General features: G+C 44.9%; 12 protein-coding genes. 8 read left to right on the forward strand and 4 right to left on the reverse strand.

The window, feature by feature from the left end; all coding sequences use genetic code 11:
• Complete coding sequence (locus H6G17_RS13240; protein WP_192157793.1) at nucleotides 1-1,050, reverse strand: glutathione S-transferase family protein; 1,050 nt, start codon at nucleotides 1,048-1,050, stop codon at nucleotides 1-3.
• Between the two features lie 397 nt (nucleotides 1,051-1,447).
• Here H6G17_RS13240 and H6G17_RS13245 point away from each other — a divergent pair, with 397 nt between their 5' ends.
• The 6 genes from H6G17_RS13245 to H6G17_RS13270 all read left to right on the forward strand — a co-directional run bounded on the left by H6G17_RS13245 (nucleotide 1,448) and on the right by H6G17_RS13270 (nucleotide 10,173).
• Complete coding sequence (locus tag H6G17_RS13245) at nucleotides 1,448-5,113, forward strand: NB-ARC domain-containing protein (RefSeq protein WP_242038371.1); 3,666 nt, start codon at nucleotides 1,448-1,450, stop codon at nucleotides 5,111-5,113.
• A gap of 256 nt (nucleotides 5,114-5,369) precedes the next feature.
• Complete coding sequence (locus tag H6G17_RS13250; RefSeq protein WP_192157795.1) at nucleotides 5,370-6,248, forward strand: dioxygenase; 879 nt, start codon at nucleotides 5,370-5,372, stop codon at nucleotides 6,246-6,248.
• Between the two features lie 41 nt (nucleotides 6,249-6,289).
• Entirely contained in the window at nucleotides 6,290-6,748 is a 459-nt protein-coding gene (locus tag H6G17_RS13255; RefSeq protein ID WP_199316695.1) for a lipocalin-like domain-containing protein, read from the forward strand.
• Nucleotides 6,749-6,778: 30 nt separating this feature from the next.
• Nucleotides 6,779-8,935 (forward strand): cytochrome c peroxidase, encoded by a 2,157-nt coding sequence (locus H6G17_RS13260; protein ID WP_192157796.1) that lies wholly within the window; start codon nucleotides 6,779-6,781, stop codon nucleotides 8,933-8,935.
• A gap of 26 nt (nucleotides 8,936-8,961) precedes the next feature.
• Nucleotides 8,962-9,360 (forward strand): nuclear transport factor 2 family protein, encoded by a 399-nt coding sequence (locus H6G17_RS13265; RefSeq protein WP_192157798.1) that lies wholly within the window; start codon nucleotides 8,962-8,964, stop codon nucleotides 9,358-9,360.
• Between the two features lie 60 nt (nucleotides 9,361-9,420).
• Nucleotides 9,421-10,173: a DUF928 domain-containing protein gene (locus H6G17_RS13270; RefSeq protein ID WP_199316696.1), complete on the forward strand. Its 753-nt coding sequence runs from the start codon at nucleotides 9,421-9,423 to the stop codon at nucleotides 10,171-10,173.
• Between the two features lie 34 nt (nucleotides 10,174-10,207).
• On the opposite strand, the gene H6G17_RS13275 is transcribed toward H6G17_RS13270, so the two are convergent.
• A complete protein-coding gene (locus H6G17_RS13275; protein ID WP_199316697.1) occupies nucleotides 10,208-13,324 on the reverse strand; it encodes a CHAT domain-containing protein in 3,117 nt (1,038 codons plus the stop codon).
• The gene (locus H6G17_RS13280; RefSeq protein WP_192157800.1) at nucleotides 13,260-15,770 is read right to left on the reverse strand and encodes an S-layer family protein; all 2,511 of its coding nucleotides are present in this window, start codon (nucleotides 15,768-15,770) and stop codon (nucleotides 13,260-13,262) included. The genes H6G17_RS13275 and H6G17_RS13280 overlap by 65 nt, the downstream gene beginning before the upstream one ends.
• A gap of 438 nt (nucleotides 15,771-16,208) precedes the next feature.
• On the opposite strand from H6G17_RS13280, the gene H6G17_RS13285 reads away from it, so the two are divergent.
• Nucleotides 16,209-16,637, forward strand: coding sequence for a hypothetical protein (locus tag H6G17_RS13285; RefSeq protein WP_192157802.1), 429 nt, complete (start codon nucleotides 16,209-16,211; stop codon nucleotides 16,635-16,637).
• A 56-nt stretch (nucleotides 16,638-16,693) separates the two neighbouring features.
• Here H6G17_RS13285 and H6G17_RS13290 read toward each other — a convergent pair whose 3' ends face one another.
• Nucleotides 16,694-17,704 (reverse strand): IS4 family transposase, encoded by a 1,011-nt coding sequence (locus H6G17_RS13290; RefSeq protein ID WP_192157888.1) that lies wholly within the window; start codon nucleotides 17,702-17,704, stop codon nucleotides 16,694-16,696.
• Nucleotides 17,705-17,919: 215 nt separating this feature from the next.
• On the opposite strand from H6G17_RS13290, the gene H6G17_RS13295 reads away from it, so the two are divergent.
• Entirely contained in the window at nucleotides 17,920-18,825 is a 906-nt protein-coding gene (locus H6G17_RS13295; protein ID WP_192157804.1) for a hypothetical protein, read from the forward strand.
• Nucleotides 18,826-18,831: the final 6 nt, after the last annotated feature.

Here is an 18,831-nt window from a genome sequence, read left to right on the forward strand (position 1 = left end):
TTAGCTACTAGCAGTTGACTTCCCTATATTTTCTCTCCCATGCGGTACAACTAAGCTTGACATATCTGGACCTACGGGAATAATCCCACCAGGATTTAAGGGAAATAGATTGCCGTAGTAATCTTGCTTGACACTTTCTAAATCGCAAGTATCAGCCACCCCAGGTAATTGATACAAATCGCGCAGATACGATCCTAAGTGTTGATAATCTTGAATGCGGCGGCGGTTGCATTTAAATATGCCGTAGTAGGCGATATCAAACCGAAATAGAGTGGTAAATAGCCGGATGTCTGCTAGAGTTACGCAATCGCCACACAGATACCGACTGTTTGCCAAGACCGCATCGATTTCGTCTAATGTTGCGAATAATTCGTTGCAAGCTTCTAGGTATGCCGCTTGTGCCTGAGCCAAACCGCAACGGTATACCCCATTATTGACAGCATGATAGATTTTTTCATTCCACCAGTCAATCTTTTCTCGCAAATCTTCAGGATAAAGATCTAATTCTGGATGCTGGGCAAACTCGTTAAAGGCATTATTTAAGATGACAATAATTTCTGCACTCTCATTATTGACGATCGCCTTTGTTTGTCGATCCCATAAGACGGGAACCGTACAGCGTCCTTGATATCCTGGTTTTGCCAACTGATACAACTCTGCTAGGCTGCGACAGCCTTCTTCTTGCTGAGGTAGTACCCAACCGCCTTGAATTGGATCGGGTGTGGCGATCGCAACTGAGATGGCATCTTCTAAACCCTTGAGCGATCGTACCACAAGCGTTCTATGCGCCCAAGGGCAACTAAGTCCGACGAAAAGTTGGTAGCGTCCTGTTGCTGGTGGGTAAGGACTGTCTACACCAATAGAGTCGCGAAACTGACTGCTAGGACGAAGATATTCCCCCGATTTACCACGGGGTGCGAGCTGAGACATCATCAACTGCCAAAGTGTCGTCCAAACAAATTTGCCCAACCAGATAATTAACTTGGGTGGTAGAGATTTCCCCTTCTGCTTGGGTTTGGTAGGAGTTACATTTTGGTTATCAGCGCTCATTTTCAGACAAAAATCAAGGATTTATTGTCAGCTTGGCTTTCTCGATCGACCGTCTATAGAAGCTTAGAAAGTTGGAAAAGTAAGGAAATGCGAATGAAAGGACATGAACCTTCACATCTTTCGATACTAGAACCTAAATCTAGCTGCACTCTATCTTATTATAAACTAGCGTTCCAGCGGCTCAATGAAGTGCGATCGCAGTAACTCGATTCGCTGAGTGACTGGAATAGAATTTGAGATTCCAAGATATGCAGCGACCGAGTGTTTTGCTTCAGGCGCTTGCTGTTAGAATGAGACTCAAGAAACTAAACTCAAACAGCGGAAATTGACGCAAAAGCAAATATAAGTCTGGCTAAGCTCCAAATTACCTCAAATCTCGTCACTTTACTGGTTGTTTATGGCTGCCCTGACTCCAGCTAAATCTAAACGCGAGCGTGGTGTCATTCTCACTCCTCAAGGATGGCAAAAACTACAACGGGCAAAGCAAGCGGTAGAGGTAGAGTCGAACTGGGGTCGGCGCTTAACTCGCGAACAACTAAGCGATCGCACGGGTTTATCGCTACATACTATTTCTCGCATTCTCCAGCGTCAAGAACGGGTGGATCGGCAATCGCTAGAGTGCTTTTTTCAAGCCTTCAGCTTAGAACTATCCTCGGAAGACTGTACCATATATGAGTTGCCCGTTGTAGGTGGGGCATCTGGGCAAGAAAATCGACACCAGGACTGGGGAGAAGCGATCGATGTCTCGACATTCTGCGGTCGAGAGGCAGAACTAGGACAACTGCGGCAATGGTTGCTGGAAGAACGCTGCCGTTTAGTAGCGTTATTGGGGATTGGTGGCATTGGCAAGAGTGCCTTAGCAGTGAAGCTAGCACAGCAAATTCAAAATGAGTTTGAACTCGTAATTTGGCGATCGCTCTCCAACGCACCGCTATTAGAAGAGTTACTCGAAAGCATATTACAATTTCTGCTCCAGAAGCGAGGAGAAGATCCAGCCCCACCTGCGAGCTTAAACGATAAATTATCAAAGCTGATGGAATGTTTGCGCTCCTCGCGCTGTCTGCTGATTCTAGACAATGTAGAAACAATTCTACAGTCTGGGAGAGCCGGACAGTATCGTGTCGGCTACGAGGGTTACGGTCAACTACTGCGCTATTTTGGGGAAGCGTCCCATCAAAGTTGCGCGATTGTTACGAGTCGGGAAAAGCCGAAAGAGGTAGCATTTCTCGAAGGTGAATGGCTACTCACGCGATCGCTACTGCTAAAAGGATTAAATCCAGCCCAAGGACGCGAGATATTTCGGCAAAAGGGTCAATTTACGGGTAGCCAAACAGAGTGGAACCTCCTGGTGGCTCATTATGGGGGCAACCCACTAGCGTTGAAGTTGGTAGCAGCAGCAACCCAAGAACTATTTGACGGCAGAATTACTCCAGTTTTGCAGTATGTCGAACAAGGGATCTTAATTTTTGAAGATATCCGCGATTTGCTAGAGCGGCAGTTTCAGCGCTTGTCAGCGGTTGAGCAAGAAGTCATGTATTGGCTGGCGCTACATCGGGAACCGATCGCGATCGCCCAGTTGTCAGAAGCGATGGTGACGATTGCATACAAGCGCCAGCTACCGGAAGCAATTAATTTCTTGTTGCGGCGATCTCTAATCGAGAAAAGTGGCAAGCATCTGTCACTCCAACCAATGGTTATGGAGTATGTGACGGAGCGATTCGTCGAGCTGGTAGGTGCAGAATTGACGAGCCAGCAGCTCGATTTATGCCAGCGGTTGCCATTGATGCAAGCACTTGCCAAAGACTACGTGCGGGAGACGCAAAGACGGCTGATCGTACAGCCTACGATTGAGCGTTTGCTGACTCAGTTAGGCTCTCGACAAGCGATCGCGCAATTGCGGGAGTTGCCAAACCAACAGCGGCAACAATCGCGCTCTCAATTGGGCTATGCAGCAGGTAATGCGATTAATCTGCTCGTACAGATGAAAACAAATTTGCGATCGCTTGACTTTTCCGAACTAGCAGTGTGGCAAGCCGATTTACGACAAGTGAATTTATCTGGCGTGAATTTTCAAAATACCAATCTGCTTAAGTCTGCGTTTGCTGAAACCTTAAGAAGTGTAGTTTCAGTCGTATTTAGTCCCGATGGCAACCTCTTAGCAACGGGTGATGTAGATGGAAAAATTCGCTTGTGGCAAGTCGTAGACGGCAAACAGCTTTTGACACTTGAGGGACACACGGGTTGGGTCTGGTCAGTTGCCTTCAGTCTTGACGGTAAAACTATAGTCAGTGGCAGTCATGACACTTCGGTGCGGTTGTGGGATGTCCGTACAGGTCAATGCTTGAAGGTTTTGCAGGCACACACGAGTGGCGTGCGATCGGTGGCTTGGAGTCCAGATAGTCAAACTATAGCGAGTGGTAGTTTCGATGCATCGATTCGGTTGTGGGATGCGACTGGTGAGTGTGGGCAAGTCTTGCACGGTCATACGAGTGGAGTTTGGTCTGTCACCTTTGCACCCAGTACGGATACTTGCGTTCTCGCAAGTGGCAGTCACGACACCTCGATCCGACTGTGGAATATTCGGACTGGTCGATGCTTGAAAGTTTTGCCAGGACATACAGGGGGCGTGCGATCGGTGGCTTGGAGTCCAGATGGTCAAACGATCGCCAGTGGTAGCGAAGACTCGTCAGTGCGATTGTGGGATGTGAGGCGTGGTCGGTGTCTCAAAACATTGTACGGGCATACAAATGGAGTTTGGTCTGTTGCCTTTGCACCAGCTCAAGAAACGAGCGCTCTTTTGGGCGATCGCATTCTTGCTAGTAGCAGTGCTGATTCCTTAATACGGTTGTGGGATGTCAATAGCGGTCAGTGTCTCAAGGCGTTATCGGGACATACTAACTGGGTTTGGGCAGTTGCTTTTAGTCCGAATAGTATTGCCTTAGCCAGCGGCAGCCACGATGCTTCTGTACGATTGTGGGATGTAAAAAGCGGTCGATGTCTGAAAGCTTTATGCGGCTCTACTAATGGCATCCGCTCAGTCAGTTTCAATTTGGATGGTAGCACCCTAGCTAGTGGTAGCGAAGACGCGATCGTGCATTTATGGGATATCAAGAGTGGTAAGTGTATGCAAGTGCTGCACGGTCATTCTAAGGAGGTGCGATCGGTTACCTATGCACCTGTAGATTCCAGTAGCAGTCGAGATGGTAGCATTCTGGCAAGTAGTAGTGCCGATTTCTCAGTCAAATTGTGGAACGTGCAGCGGGTTCAGTGTCTCCAAACACTAAACGGACATACCAATTGGGTATTTTCAGTTATTTTCAGCTCTGATGGTCAAACTTTGGCTAGTGGTAGTTTTGACTGCTCGGTGCGGTTGTGGGATGTGCGGTGCGGTGAGTGCCTCCAAATTTTCCAAGGTCATACTGATTGGGTATGGTCGGTCAGCTTTAGCCCAATCCCCCCATTCCCTCTTGTCAAAGGGGGTTTAGGGGGGATCTTAGCTAGTGGTAGTGCTGATGCGTCGATCCGTTTGTGGGATGTCAACAGCGGCGAATGTCTGCAAATTTTACGCGGTCATGCTGGTTGGGTCTGGTCGGTCAGCTTCAGCCCAATTCCCCCATCGGAAGGTTTAGGGGGGATCTTAGCTAGTGGCGGTGCTGATGCGTCGATCCGTTTGTGGGATGTCAACAGTGGTGAATGTCTGCAAATTTTACGCGGTCATACCAGTGGGGTACGCTCGGTTGCCTTCAGTCCAGACGGTAGGATGTTGGCTAGCGGTAGCGATGATTGCTCGGTGCGATTGTGGGATGTGACCAGTGGCGAATGTCTGCAAGTGTTATCAGGTCATACGAGTTGGGTATACTCAGTTACTTTCAGCCCCGATCGCCTGTTGCTAGCTAGTGGTAGCCAAGATGAAACGATCGCGCTTTGGGATATTGGTTCGGGTCAGTGCCTGCAAACACTACGAGCCGACCGACTCTATGAAGGCATGAAGATTGCAGGTGCGATCGGTTTAACCCCAGCACAAACAGTTACGCTTGTAGCGTTAGGGGCAGTCGATCGTTAAGTTAGTACCTAAGTGGGCGATCTTGCCTGGTCAAAATTCAGAATTATGCCGAAACTAGATATAAGAAGGCGTAGGGGCGGGTTTTGACTAAAAATCTACAGCTCAAGTTGTGAATCTATTTGCGCGCACCCGCCCCTACAGGAAGTTGGAGGGCAGGGGCTTTGCATAAATCGAGCGATCGCCACTTATGTAGAGGAGAGGAAAAGGTTTGGATTTGACTCAGGCGCAGATCGGTTTCTAGTTGGAGGAGCTAACCATGCAAATTACTCTCGACAATATTACTCAAGCAGTCATCAATCATGGCGATGGTGGCAAGGCGCACCCGCGACTTTACGAGATTTACCGCAGCTTAATTACACATTTGCACGCCTTTGTCAAAGAAGTGAATTTAACCGAACAGGAGTTGCAGTATGGGCGCGATTTTCTCAATCGAGCAAGTCACCATACCCAAGAAATCCCCAATGGGGAAATCCACATGCTGACGGACTTGATCGGCATTTCCGAACTAGTAGAGCTGTTACACAATGCAAACGGTACAGCAACAGAAAGCAATCTCGAAGGTCCGATGTACGTACCGGATGCACCAGAGCGCAACATGGGCGATCGCTTGGGGATAGATAAAGATGGCGAACCGCTGATTGTTTCAGGCTACGTACTAGACTTAAACGGTAAGCCAATCGCCGATGCGATTGTCGATGTCTGGCAACCAAATTCTCAAGGACTCTACGACATTCAAGATCCATCCCAGCCAAAGGATAACTTTCGCGGTCGTTTCCGAACCAAAGCGGATGGAATATATACATTTGAAACTGTAGTTCCAACAGGGTATCACATTCCCGCTAGCGGACCCTGCGGCGAGGTATTGGAGCTATTAAGACGGCATACTTGGCGGGCTGCACACATCCATGTTAAGCTCAGCGCCTCTAGCTATACTCCACTGACAACCCAGATATTTATTGCTGGCGATCCTCACATCGATTCCGATACAACTTTCTCAGTCAAAACTGCGATCGCCTCTTTGCAAAAACACGATGCCGTTGACGAACTCATGGCAAGCGATCGGCACGTACCGTTTTATACCACGAATTTTAACTTCGTGCTGCGACCGAGCGACAAGGGGGACAAGGGGGAATAATTACCAATTACCAATTACCAATTACCAATTACTAACTACCAGTGACCAATGACCAACTTTTAGGGACTTGGAAGTTAATGAGTGCGATCGCCATTCTTCCTGATGGGAGTATTGAGCCTGACGTGTATGGAGTTAATCCAGTCGGCTACATTACTTACACATCTGAAGGGCGGATGATGGTGATGTTTGCCAGGAGCGATCGCGCTCTCTTCAGCATAGATGTCAAGTCACCGTTGGGTAAGGATATACAGAAATTACCATTTGCGGAACTAGCAGCAGCTTTTACTAGCTTCAATGCTTATGCAGGGACGTACGAGCTGAATGGAAATACTGTAGTTCATCACATTGAAATAGCGTCTATCCCGAATCGAGTAGGTACGGATTTAGTCCGCACTTTTAGTTTAAATGGCGATCGAATCACGCTGAAAACGCCGCCTACTTACAGCGATGGTGTTTTAAAGATTTTTGAATTGGTATGGGAACGAGTAGAAATTGCCTAACGAAATCTTTGGCTAAAATGCCAAAATATTATGGAAAACACTCAGAAAAGTTTTGCCAAAAATTTATCTGAAACTAAAGCCAAAACTAGAAAAGATACTGATATTTTTTCTAGGTTGATTTGCTGGATTTTAGAGTTATTTAAAAAAGCAAAATTTGCCGCGGTCAAACTTGCTCGCCAGCCCAAAAGTGGCATGGCGATCGCCACACTCGTAGCAGCTGCAATTGTGGCAGGACATACCATCTCACTCGGATTAGCCACAGCCCAAACATCGCCTTTAGTTCCGCTCAAAAATGTACCAATTCCCGTCCCCGACAATATTGGCGAGTTTATCAGAGACAAGACCGCCGCGATCGCGTTGGGAAAAACTTTTTTTTGGGATATGCAAGTTGGCAGTGACGGAATTCAAGCTTGTGCTAGCTGTCACTTCCACGCTGGTGTGGATAATAGGTCGAAAAACCAACTCGATCCTGGTAGGTTGCGGGTAAACAGTGATCGCACTCCTAACCCCGATACAACTTTTAATACCGGAGGCGGCGCAAACTACCAACTCAAACCAAAAGATTTTCCATTTCACCAGCTCAAAGATCCGAGCGATCGCCTGTCGGCAGTTATAGCGGATAGTAACGATGTCTCTTCTTCCCAAGGAGTTTTCAGCTCTAAGCTAATTAATGTGATTCCTGGTAGCGCCGAGGATGAAGTGGAGCCAATAGACGACCCTGTGTTTAACGTCCAAGGGATTGAAGTCCGCCGCGTCGAACCCCGCAATACGCCAACAGTCATTAATGCCGTCTTCAACTTCCGCAACTTGTGGAACGGACGCGCCCTCAACCTGTTTAATGGAGTGAATGCACTGGGACATAGAGATCCCGATGCTTTTGTTTTGCAGGCGGATGGGTTAGAAAAGCTCAAAAAAGTTAAAGTGCGGCTGAATAATTCCTCTCTGGCTTCTCAGGCGGTGGAGCCACCAACTAGCGAATTCGAGCAATCAGCGATCGGTCGCTTACCACAACTTGCACAGAGTAACATTAATTCCAACGCTCAGCTCAAAGTATCCGATCGCTTTCAACCCAATCAGCTCAGTCCGCTAGGAAATAAGCGCATCGGCAAAAAGCTGCTTTCCCTACAACCGCTGAGCAAACAACTCGTACATCCTGAAGATAGCGTTCTCGGTCGCTATAGCAATTTTCCCCAACTAGGATTAAAAGTCAGTTATGAGTCACTGATTCAAGCCGCCTTTCAACCGCAGTGGTGGAAATCTAACGTTGTTATTCGTTCTGATGACAATGGCGGGACTCTCATCACCAAACCAAACCGACCGTTAAATGTCAGCGAATCAAAGCTAATTGAGTATAATTGCGCCTTGTTCTTTGGGCTAGCAATGCAAGCTTATGAATCGACGCTGATTTCTGACGATGCGCCGATCGATCGCTACTTAGCCGGAAAAACCAATGCTCTGACCCAGCAACAGAAGCTAGGTCTGGATGTTTTTCAAAATAAAGGTTTATGCATTGGTTGTCACGCAGGGGCAGAATTTACCTCTGCTTCTGTAGGAAGTGTCGCCAGTCAAGGGCGATTTGGGCGATCGCCTGTCGGGACAAATCCACCGGAAGACAGGGGCTTTTTCAATATTGGTGTTAGATCGGTACAGGAAGACTTAGGGATCGGTGGTGACGATCTACTCGGTAATTCTCTTTCAGAAGTGCGATTAGCTCAACAAGGCAAATTTCCGCAACTCTTAGGCGAGAATCCCCCTACTTTTAATCCACCGCTTAACCCGAATGAAGTTGTCGTGGCGGATGGAGCTTTTAAAACCCCAGGACTCCGCAATGTAGAACTGACGGCTCCTTATATGCATAACGGCGGGTTCTTGACTCTTGAGCAAGTTGTCGATTTTTACAATCGTGGTGGCGATTTTGAGAGTTTTCCCAGTCTGCCAGTGCTGAATTTGACTGCGAATGAAAAAGCGGCGTTGGTAGCGTTTTTGAAGGGGTTGACCGACGATCGCGTTCGTTATGACAAAGCTCCTTTCGACCACCCACAGATCTTCGTCCCCAACGGACATCCAGGTAACGAGAAGACCGTAAACAATGACGGAACGGGGAAAGCTACCGAAAACTTAATGGAGATCCCTGCTGTCGGTCGCAACGGTGGCGATCTTTCACCCAATTTTCTCGCCACTCAATAAACTCTATCCATTTTAGAGGTGAAAAGATGAAATCTGCGGAAGTTGTTGCAATTACGCAACCCGAACCAGAAATAGAACGGCAAGAAGAACGCCGCTATCAGGCAATGCTGAATAACGATCTCGTTACACTCGAACGGCTGCTAGGGGAAGAACTACGCTACGTACATTCAAATGCACTTATCGATAGTAAAGCGAGTTACATTGCTTCCCTGAAATCGGGTGCAGTGCAGTACCAGCAAATTGTGCGTGAAAACGTGCTGATAAAAGTTTACAGCGAGATAGCTGTGGTGACGGGCAGGATCTTAATGACTGCCATAGTTAGAGGTGAAGTAAGGTACATAGACAATGTTTTTGTCAATATCTGGGCAAAGCAAAAACAGGGATGGCAATTAATTCATTTTCAGCCTACGCCAATTTCAAGATAAATAGTAGGTGGACATAAGCATAAATATTTATCGACAGATGCGATATGAGGAAGTCATTTTATGCGAGTCAAACTTAGCTTTGTCTTGGCTATAATCTTCGCGAGTTCGTTCGGCGATCCTATGTTATTGCTAGCACAGGGCGATCGCTCGGTCGGCATTTTTAACCAACAGCAAATTGATGGGTCGAGTCGAGGTAGACCAGGTAGAAGAGAGGGAACGGGTAGCCGTGGTGATTTTCCGGTGGCAAATATTCCGCTTACGGCTTTAGTCCCCGCTAATAACTCAGGTTTAGCAGTAGAAGAGAATCCTACTTTTTGGTTTTATGTACCTGCTATCTCCCAAAAGACGGTTTGGGGCGAATTTTCCTTGCAGGACGAACAAAACCAGAATGTCGATCGCGCGACTTTCCTGCTACCCAACAAATCGGGTATTATCAACGTGAAATCGCTATCCACAAAACCTTTAGAAATTGACAAAACATATTATTGGTATTTTAAGCTTTACTGCGATCGCCAAAAATTGTCTGCTCCCGTTTTTGTCTACGGACGAGTACGACGAGTAGCACCGTCACCTAATTTAAAAAACAGCTTAAAAGCCGCGATCGCACCACTAGACCGCGTGACTCTCTACGCTCAAAATGGGATTTGGTACTCAGCCCTCACTGAATTAGCGCAACTCCGTCAAACTCAACCCCAAAACATAACCCTCGATCGCCATTGGACTGACTTATTAAGAGACGTTGGTTTAGAGAAACTAGCCAAAGAACCAATATTAAAAGTCAAAAGTCAAAAGTCAAAAGTCACTGATAACTGACAACTGACAACTGTTCACTGTTCATTGTTCACTGTTAAAGCCAATTTCCCACTAAAACATACGCAGCCCAAAAATAGGGGATTTCATAATTTTTCAACAGTGTTAGTTGAGCGCGACGTAAAGCTTCGGCTTTAGTTGTTGTGGCATTTTCTAATTCTTGATAGAAATGAGTCATCAATTCGGCAGTAGAGCGATCGTCTACCGACCACAATGTTGCTAGCGTACTCCGCGCCCCCGCACGCACGGCGATTCCAGCTAATCCCAAAGCGGCTTGGCGATCGCCCGCAGCTGTTTGACAGGCACTGAGAACTAACAATTCAATCGCTTTAGGTTGGCGTTGACCGCTTAATTGCAACAATTTATCAAAATCTTTTACTTTAATGAGTTGTTCCCAAGCAAGAATGAAAGTTTCTTCAGCATTGGAACTAAATTCGCCATGAGTAGCAATATGAACGACAGAAAACTTAGATGAATCTATCTGGTTTTGAATGTTTTGTTTCGTAAAATCTTGGTTGAAAAGTTCTTCGCTACTAGGCAATTTAGTTTGAACTTGCTGCAACTCCAATACGACATTTTCAAGTGGAGAAAAGTTTCTTCCGGCAATTTGGCGTTTCTCGCTAATTCCAGCAATGAGAGCATTGAGTCTTCGTCGTTGCAAAGGTCGAGGGTCAACCAGTTGCAGACCGGGAGCGAGGGCGATCGCATATTTTTCGATCAGATATTGTTTTTGCTGTTTGTCATAAAGTACTGCCATTGGTATATTCCGCAAAGAACCATCCAGTACGAATACTAATGTTTTAATTCTTTGGCGATCGAATTCGGTGGTAAAGGGTTGAATTAGCCAGTCATACACCTGCTGAGACAATTCTTTAATATCATTAATTCGGTCGGGTTCTACTAAGAATGACTGCAATTTTTCTATACTGTTTTCAATTTCTTGACGCGATCTATAAGTTGTGTAATGGCGTAGTTCGGTTTGATTTGGCAACTTTACAATAACTTCCAAGCGATCTGGTAAGATAATCGGATAAATGACTGCTGCTGTCGGATCTGTTTTGTCAACTACCTCGTCAATCTGTTTCGGCTTAGCCTGCAAACAAGCTTCACGAAAGAAATTTTCTAGTTCAGTTAACTGAAGTGCTTCAATTGCATTTCTAGCTTGTTGTAAGTTTTGTCGAGCGATCGGATTGTTGTTAGGGGCGCACACCCGTGCGTCTCTACAGGACGATCGCAACAATAGATCGACTAGTTGCCGATAGACGGGTTCTACACTATTTCTAAAGGAAAATTGGATGTCTGGATTGAGAGCGACGAGATCGCTGCGTAGAGATTGTAATGTATTAACTGCCTCAGTGTAGGAGGCGATCGCACCTTTCAAATCTCCTTGTAGTTTGAGCAGATACCCTGACTGCCACTGCCACAAATAAACAATATCATTCGCTTGAATTGATTGGGCTAGTATCAAAGCTTGTTTTGTTAATTCTTGAGCAGATTGTAGAGACGATTCATGTAATGTTTGTGCGTCGTCTGATAAATCTTGAGATTCTAAATACAATCCGCCCAATGCACCCAAGGCATAAGCTTGCGATCGCACATCCCCAATACTTCGCGCTTGTTGAATGGCGGTGGCGAAGATTTGAGCAATTTCTGTCCAGGTGGGAGCGTTGGTAGCAGCGGCGTGTTTCAAACACCCAAGGCTCTGAGCCAGGTTGATTTGAGCAAAGATGGTAGCGTGACTGGGCGATAAATTCGTCAGTTCTGATTGTAGGTTAGTCCATATTTTTTGGATCTGCGACCGCTGCTGGAGTTCTAGCAATACATTGATTTGATTGACTTTTGCTTGAATTTGTGATGTGGGTAAGGGTGAAGCGATCGCTGCCTCTTGATAATATCGCTCAGCCTTTTGATAGGAGGAAATTACAGCAGTTGGGCTTAATTTACCATCTGGTTGACTGATATTACAGCGTAACGAAGGATATATGTCTTCATTGACCACATTTTGCCGCATTCGTACTCGATTACCCCAAGCGCGCTCTGTATTGCCTAAGCTGAGTAACGCTGTACTTATTTCTGAGGGAGATTTCAAACGTTTGGCGAGATCCAAACTTTGTTGCAACACTTTCATCGACTGCTCCAAATTGCCAACCAATTGCAGCACATCACCCAAGTTGCGTAAGGCAATGGCTTTAAGTAATGAATCTGGCTGTTGCCCTAGAGTTTGGCTGACTTGCTCTAATGTTGCTAGAGCTTGACGGTAGAAACCTAAACTTTGCCGTGCAAGACTTTGGTTAATTAAGGTGCGAGCGATCGCCACTTTATCGTCAAGGCGATCGTATATGCTAGCAGCTTGTTGCCAAGTTTCCAAAGCTAGTGCTGCTTGTCCTAGTTTGAGCTGTAAATCGCCTTGAATTTCAAGAGTTTGAGCTAGAATTTTGAGATTTTGGATTGGTAAATGGTAGTTGGTAGTTGGTGAGAGGCGATTTTTCCCTCGGCTTCCCCAGCTCTTTTGTCCCCCTTGTCCCCCTTGTTCCCCAGCTCTCTTCTCTACGGAATATCCTAAAAGATCGAGACTAGAGGCAATCGCTTGTGCGGCTTTTTCCCATTGTCCGAGTTGTTGGTAGGCAAGGGAAAGATTGCTAAGGGCGATCGCTTGTTTTAGTTTGTCCCCAGTAGCTTGAAAAGCCGATGCTGCTTGCTGTAAAACTGTTATCGTAGCTGAGTATTGCCCAGATTTGTAGAGTTCCCGCCCGCGATCGAGTAATGCTTGAGCATCAGGTTGATTTCGCTCGGCTGGACTTTCTACTGCTTGAGCCGATGGAAATGTAAGCCTGGAGATACGTCCATTTATGTTGGGAACAATTCCCCCAAAGGCTATCGCTGCAATTGAGACAACAATAACAAACTGACACCACCATATCTTGCGATCGCTCCTAGCCCTTCTTTTTAACGAAAGTTGTAGAGATCTTAACGCCCCCCTTGTCAAGGGGGGTTGGGGGGATCTTCTCCGGCGTAGTCGAGACAAAACAGTACGAGCCGCTTTGAATAAAGCGCGTGCTTTTTGGTAAATCCTCAGCAGTCTTCTGCGTTTAATCACTACAAGAAGTAGGGTGAGATAAAAAACTATGGCGATCGCCACTAGGCGCAGTTGCAATCAAAATCACGTTACCGCGATCGTCATACCTCCAGCTTTGTGCCTCAGAAATTGGTAATTGGTAGTTGATTCCTTGTCCCCCTTGTCTCCCTTGTCCCCCTTGTCCCCCTTGTCTCCCGACTCCCGACTCCCGACTCCCGACTCCCGACTCCCCAAGCGACACCCAATCAATCGCAACAGGGTTATTGCTACGCAGGGCTTCATCTGGCAGTGATGGTAAACCACCCCGTCCAGTGATGGTAAATGTATTACCTTCATTTGCTGGACAACCTTGAACAATTAATTTCGTGCGATCTATAGGAATTGTAGGTAATTCTGTTAATCCAGAACTGGGGTCAATTTCTGGAGTCTCGATTTCTACCGTGCCGCTCAGCTCTGAATTTGCTCCAGAAGCCGTGATGTCACTAGCTGAAGTAGGGAAGTTGCGGAATTGAGTGCCAAAAATACCTTGGGTGTTGATGCGGACATTGCCACCACGAAAATTCTCGGAATTGGCACTGATATCGTTATTTTCAGATGGGATGGCAATGAGTAAGGGAGTATCGATGTTGATGTTGCCACCATTACCAGTACCACTGGACGTAGCGGATATTGAACTATTACGGCGCATCAGTAGTAGATCCCGTACTTGTAGATTGATGTTGCCACCATTACCAGAACTGGTTGCTGCTGTAATGCCACCCCGATTGTCTAGAAAAACAAAATCAGCATTGACTTGTAGTATCCCTGCACTACCTAAGCCATCATTTCTCACTGTTACTAGAGCATTATCTGTAACGCTTAATTTTTTAGTATTAATTGTTACATTTCCAGAAGCCCCACTCGGTCTTGGCGGCGCTCCAACCATTGCTTGAAAGTCTGAACTCACAAATTGGGCAGATGAGATCAAAAGACTTGGATTTACGAAACCAGGTGTTATCCCACTCACCTCTACAGAATCCGAGGCATTTACAAGAACGCTTCCTGCATTACCACTTCCTAAAGAGGAAGCACTGACAACTGCTCCGTCTTTAAGTTTCAATTTTGACGTGTTAATTGTTAATTTACCAGCATTCCCACTACCAGTCGATGAAGCAGCAAACCCACTGCTCACAGAAGCAGTCCGGTTGACTCCGATTAGTTCAACAAAATCAGTTGCGTGTATTGTTATATCTCCTCCATTCCCAGCGCTAAAGGATACAGAGGCTAAAATTCCTCCATTAAGACTACTTAGCCGTGCTGATGACACTGTGATATCTCCCGCGTCTCCAGAGCTGTTGAATGTTTGAGTCGCAATGGCACTCAAAGTTTGGCGATCGTTAGTTAAAGACCCAATTATTTTCACCGATTCAGAGGCATTTACAGTAATATTGCCACCTCTTGCAGGACTATAGGTTTTTGTGGTTATTGCTCCTCCATCCTGCAAGACTAACCGTGCTGTTGAAACTTCAATATCTCCTGCATTGCCAATTCCTGTGGTTTCGTTAGCCAACTCGCTATCAAGCGTTGGTTCAACGGACAATCCACGAATTTCCACTAATTCTTGGGTGTGAACGGAGATCGACTCTGCGGATTGGCTGCCAGTGTTTTGAATCAAAATGACAGAACCATCGTGTACTTCAAGGCGCTGTCCCTGGATCTGAATTGAGCCACTGCTTGTACCACTAGCATCTAGCAACGCTTTTTGATGTAGCTGAATACTCTGGAAACCTTGCACTGCTTCATAGCCCAATGACCAGCCATCATTGACTGGATTGAGGTTAACCTGCCCTGCGCTAACACTGCCTAATTCAATTCGTCCTGGTGTGGTTAGTATGCCTCCCTCTAAAGTGACCTTACCTCCTACTAGAGCTAAAGTTTTCTCAGGTTTTACTCGTAGCCCTGTTAAGCTATTCCCTGCTCCAATAAAAGGCGAGAATTGCGAATCGCGCTTCAAGCTATGACCCCTGCCTTGCACTCCAATACTTCCCGGATTCTGTCCAAACTGCAAACCAACAGGAACGTTGATAGTTAGCAATGGCGCAGTTTGGGGCGTAGTTGCACTAAACTCCGTGCCATCAGCAAACTTGATGCTACTCGCCGTCGTCCCCACAAACGAGCCACCAATATCTAACCGCGCATTTTGACCGAAAATTATTCCATTGGGATTAAGCAAGAATAAGTTAGCAGCACCGTTAGCTTGAATTAACCCGTCAATATTGGATACAGATTCACCCGTGACGCGGCTAAAAATATTTTGGATCTCGACAGCATTGTTAAACGCAGCCGTACCACCCGTAGGAATGGAAAATGAGTCGAAACTATGAAACAAATTTGTTCTAGCTTGAGTTCCGCCAGAAATCACATTTGTGTTGCCGGAAATCGTGACGGTAGTATTGACTGGCAGGCTTGCATCTGTGACAACTTGGGCTACTCCTGGGTAAGTATTGCATAAAGCAAATACCACGCCACCATATACGATTAGCATCCTCATCGCCCCCCTTGGCAAGGGGGGTTGAGGGGATCTGCTCTGCCGTAGTCGAGACGAAATGAGACAAAATACGCTCATAGGCAAAAGCCTGTTAGAAAGTGCTACTATCTGTAGCTAGACCCGCTAGTGACGGGTGCTGAAAGCAGAACAAAAATTGTCAAGTTAAATAGCCGCTACACCTACCCTCCTACTGCCAGATATCAACAGTATCCATTGTTTCCCAGGTTGATACCAGGCAACTTAACCCAGTTAAGCTCTGACTTAAGTAGAAAAAGACGGAAACCTGCATAATCGCCCTGCTGCTGTACCCATAGATAAAGAGTACTGGTTTAATTCATTTGGTCGGAGGGATTTATGTAGTTGTAGATACGCGCATCGTATCTCATGGGTGCAGCCTGTTTTTGAGATATTAAGTTAGATCGTGAGGAAAACTTCATGAAACAGCGTGAAGATATCGTACAAAAATTCTCTACTTTTTTCTGCTTTAATAGCAAAAATTGCTGTTGGCAGGCTGAACTCCAATTAGAGCATTCTATGCAATATTTAGTCCAGTCAGACCCAGACGCTAAAGCAGAATTCTGGGCGCGATATTTCTTAAAAGTTTTACGAGAAATATCCCTAACTCCCACTTTCCATTCTCCACACCCCACACCTCACACCCAGTTAAGAGCTGAAAAACACATCTCAGCATATTTACAAGAAGCTTGTCTTTGGGCAGCACAAAAAACACACAAAAGACTCTCATATTTAAGACATAAATATTTATTAGAAGACTACTTTCAGATTGCCAATCTTGCTAGCTGCTTGCCAGCAAAACTACTCAAAACTTTCAACTTAGAATACTCTCAATCCCAGAAATGTTGAATCCTGAGACAAATCTTCATATAATTTTTGATACTTCTGTGAGAAAAGAGAATCGGTCAACATTTCATGAGCTTCTCCATCCAATGAACATAGCTAATTTCTTGACACATAAAAGCCTGCAAATAGCGCAGTTTATCTAATAATTTATTTCCCCATGCTTGAGGAATTTCTACTAATTGTAGAATCAAATAAGCAATTAAAGTAGCATAAATCTGAATCGCAATTCCGTTCGGATTTTTTGTAATTAACTCATCCAGCTTGAGGTGCATTTTTAAAAACTTCCACAGGAGTTCAATCCCCCAACGCTGTCTATAAATCTCCGCAACTTCTGCATCATTCACTTCTGCTTCTCCTTGAGCTGGAAGATTAGTCACTAATCGATACTCTCTTTTCGTTTCCAAATCACAGAAATTGATGGCTCTATACAATCCTGCCTCTTTACCTGTTCCTACCTTAATTAACTCACTATCTCTCACATATTCTAATTTGTATAATTGACTAATTCTGACTACAAAATACTTCTGGGTTTGGCACGTTTCTCTTAGGAAGGTTAGGCTAGCAAAACCTCTATCCATGACACCGATACCATTTTCTGGCAAGGCCTCTATCATTTCTTTTCCATAGTTATAGTCATGGTTCCAACCAAAATTAACTAGATTTTCTTCCACTGCTTCTGTTGATAAATTTAAACTACTTATCAGTTTGACTTGGTGATAACCCAATTGCCATAATAATTTACTTGTCAAAGTTATTACAGTTGTATCTATCGGACAAATTACCAATTTATTCGCGGAATTTTTCTGTTGTAATTGCGAATTTAACTGTTGATAAATTTTGATAAAAGGCTCTAGACTTCTATGTTTGCTAGCCTTAGAGAAAGTCGAAATGTCACAGTTAATCTCTCTCAAATTAAGTCGGGCGAATAAATCTCTCATACTTGTTAGGCTTTTGTCCATCACATAGCCGAGCCAGCATTCGACAAATAGGCGAGTGCTGAGGACTGGAAAATCATTTTTTGGCAAATTAGCTAGGCACTGTTTGACAAGTTTGTGAAATGAAGGTATCATCAATTGTTAACATTTATTAGTTCTACTCAGCTCACAAGTTATCACCTTTTGGGCTGTTTTTTATAGCGATTTCTTAACATTCAACACTTCTGTCTCAATCCAACATAGAGGGCTATGCTAAAACAGCAATACTACGTTTCGTCAACGATAAAATTTATTGTCAAGATATAGAAGCAAAGAGACAGAAATTTTCTGATTACGGTTTGCTTAAAGATTTGAGTGCTAAAGAATTAAAAGAAGCATTGATATTACAAGGAATAACCGATCGCCAACTCGATCTACACTCTCTCGCGTGGCGATGTTTTGATGATATTTATCAGCCAGATCGCAGTCGAGTTAGCCGCATTCTAGAACCACCTACTCAAGAAGATCTACAACAAATAGTTGCCTATTATAACAAGCAGCGCGATCGCCTCAATTTTCCCACAGCCATAGCTACAACAGAAACAATTCAAGCTATGTTAACAACCTGCATCCAAGCCGCCCGCGATCGCCGCACGATGCAATTTCTCCCTTTAGATAACTATAGTCATATATCAGATTTCATTTCTACCCCTTTAGACACAGCAATTCAAATTGAAGAACAAGAACAAGTTAAATCTTTGATTGTCAAATTATTTACCTCAATGCCGATCGCAGGTCAAATATTATTTACATTTTGGCAAGGATTAAACTTAACTCAAGCAGAAATAGCAGCGATCGTCCAGCATAAATATCCAGAAATGCAAAAGCAATATCAAGTTGCGCGTCAATTAGGACGATACACGACAAAGTTATTACAAGACTTTTTGCAAGAGTGGAACCAACTTAATCCAGATATTCAAGTTCAAGGCGATCGCGATATCGAGTACCTCAAAAATTCTTTAATAGAGTGTTTGCGATCGCATTGCGTACAATCCCTCAATTCAACTTTAGAAAAAACCAAAAACCAACTATTCGATGAAAATAAAGTTACTGGTTTTCAAGAGCAAAAAATGCAAAAGAATTTGATCGATTGTTTTTATCAAGAATTAGCAGTTGACATGAATATCACTAAAAATTCATTAAGCGTAGCCGAAGCTAAAATATCTACTTTTATTCATGAATGGTTGAAAAGCGAGCAAGTCGTATTAAAAATATAGGAGGTA

The organism is Chroococcidiopsis sp. [FACHB-1243], from assembly GCF_014696895.1.
In the GTDB taxonomy this organism is placed as follows: domain Bacteria; phylum Cyanobacteriota; class Cyanobacteriia; order Cyanobacteriales; family Chroococcidiopsidaceae; genus Chroococcidiopsis.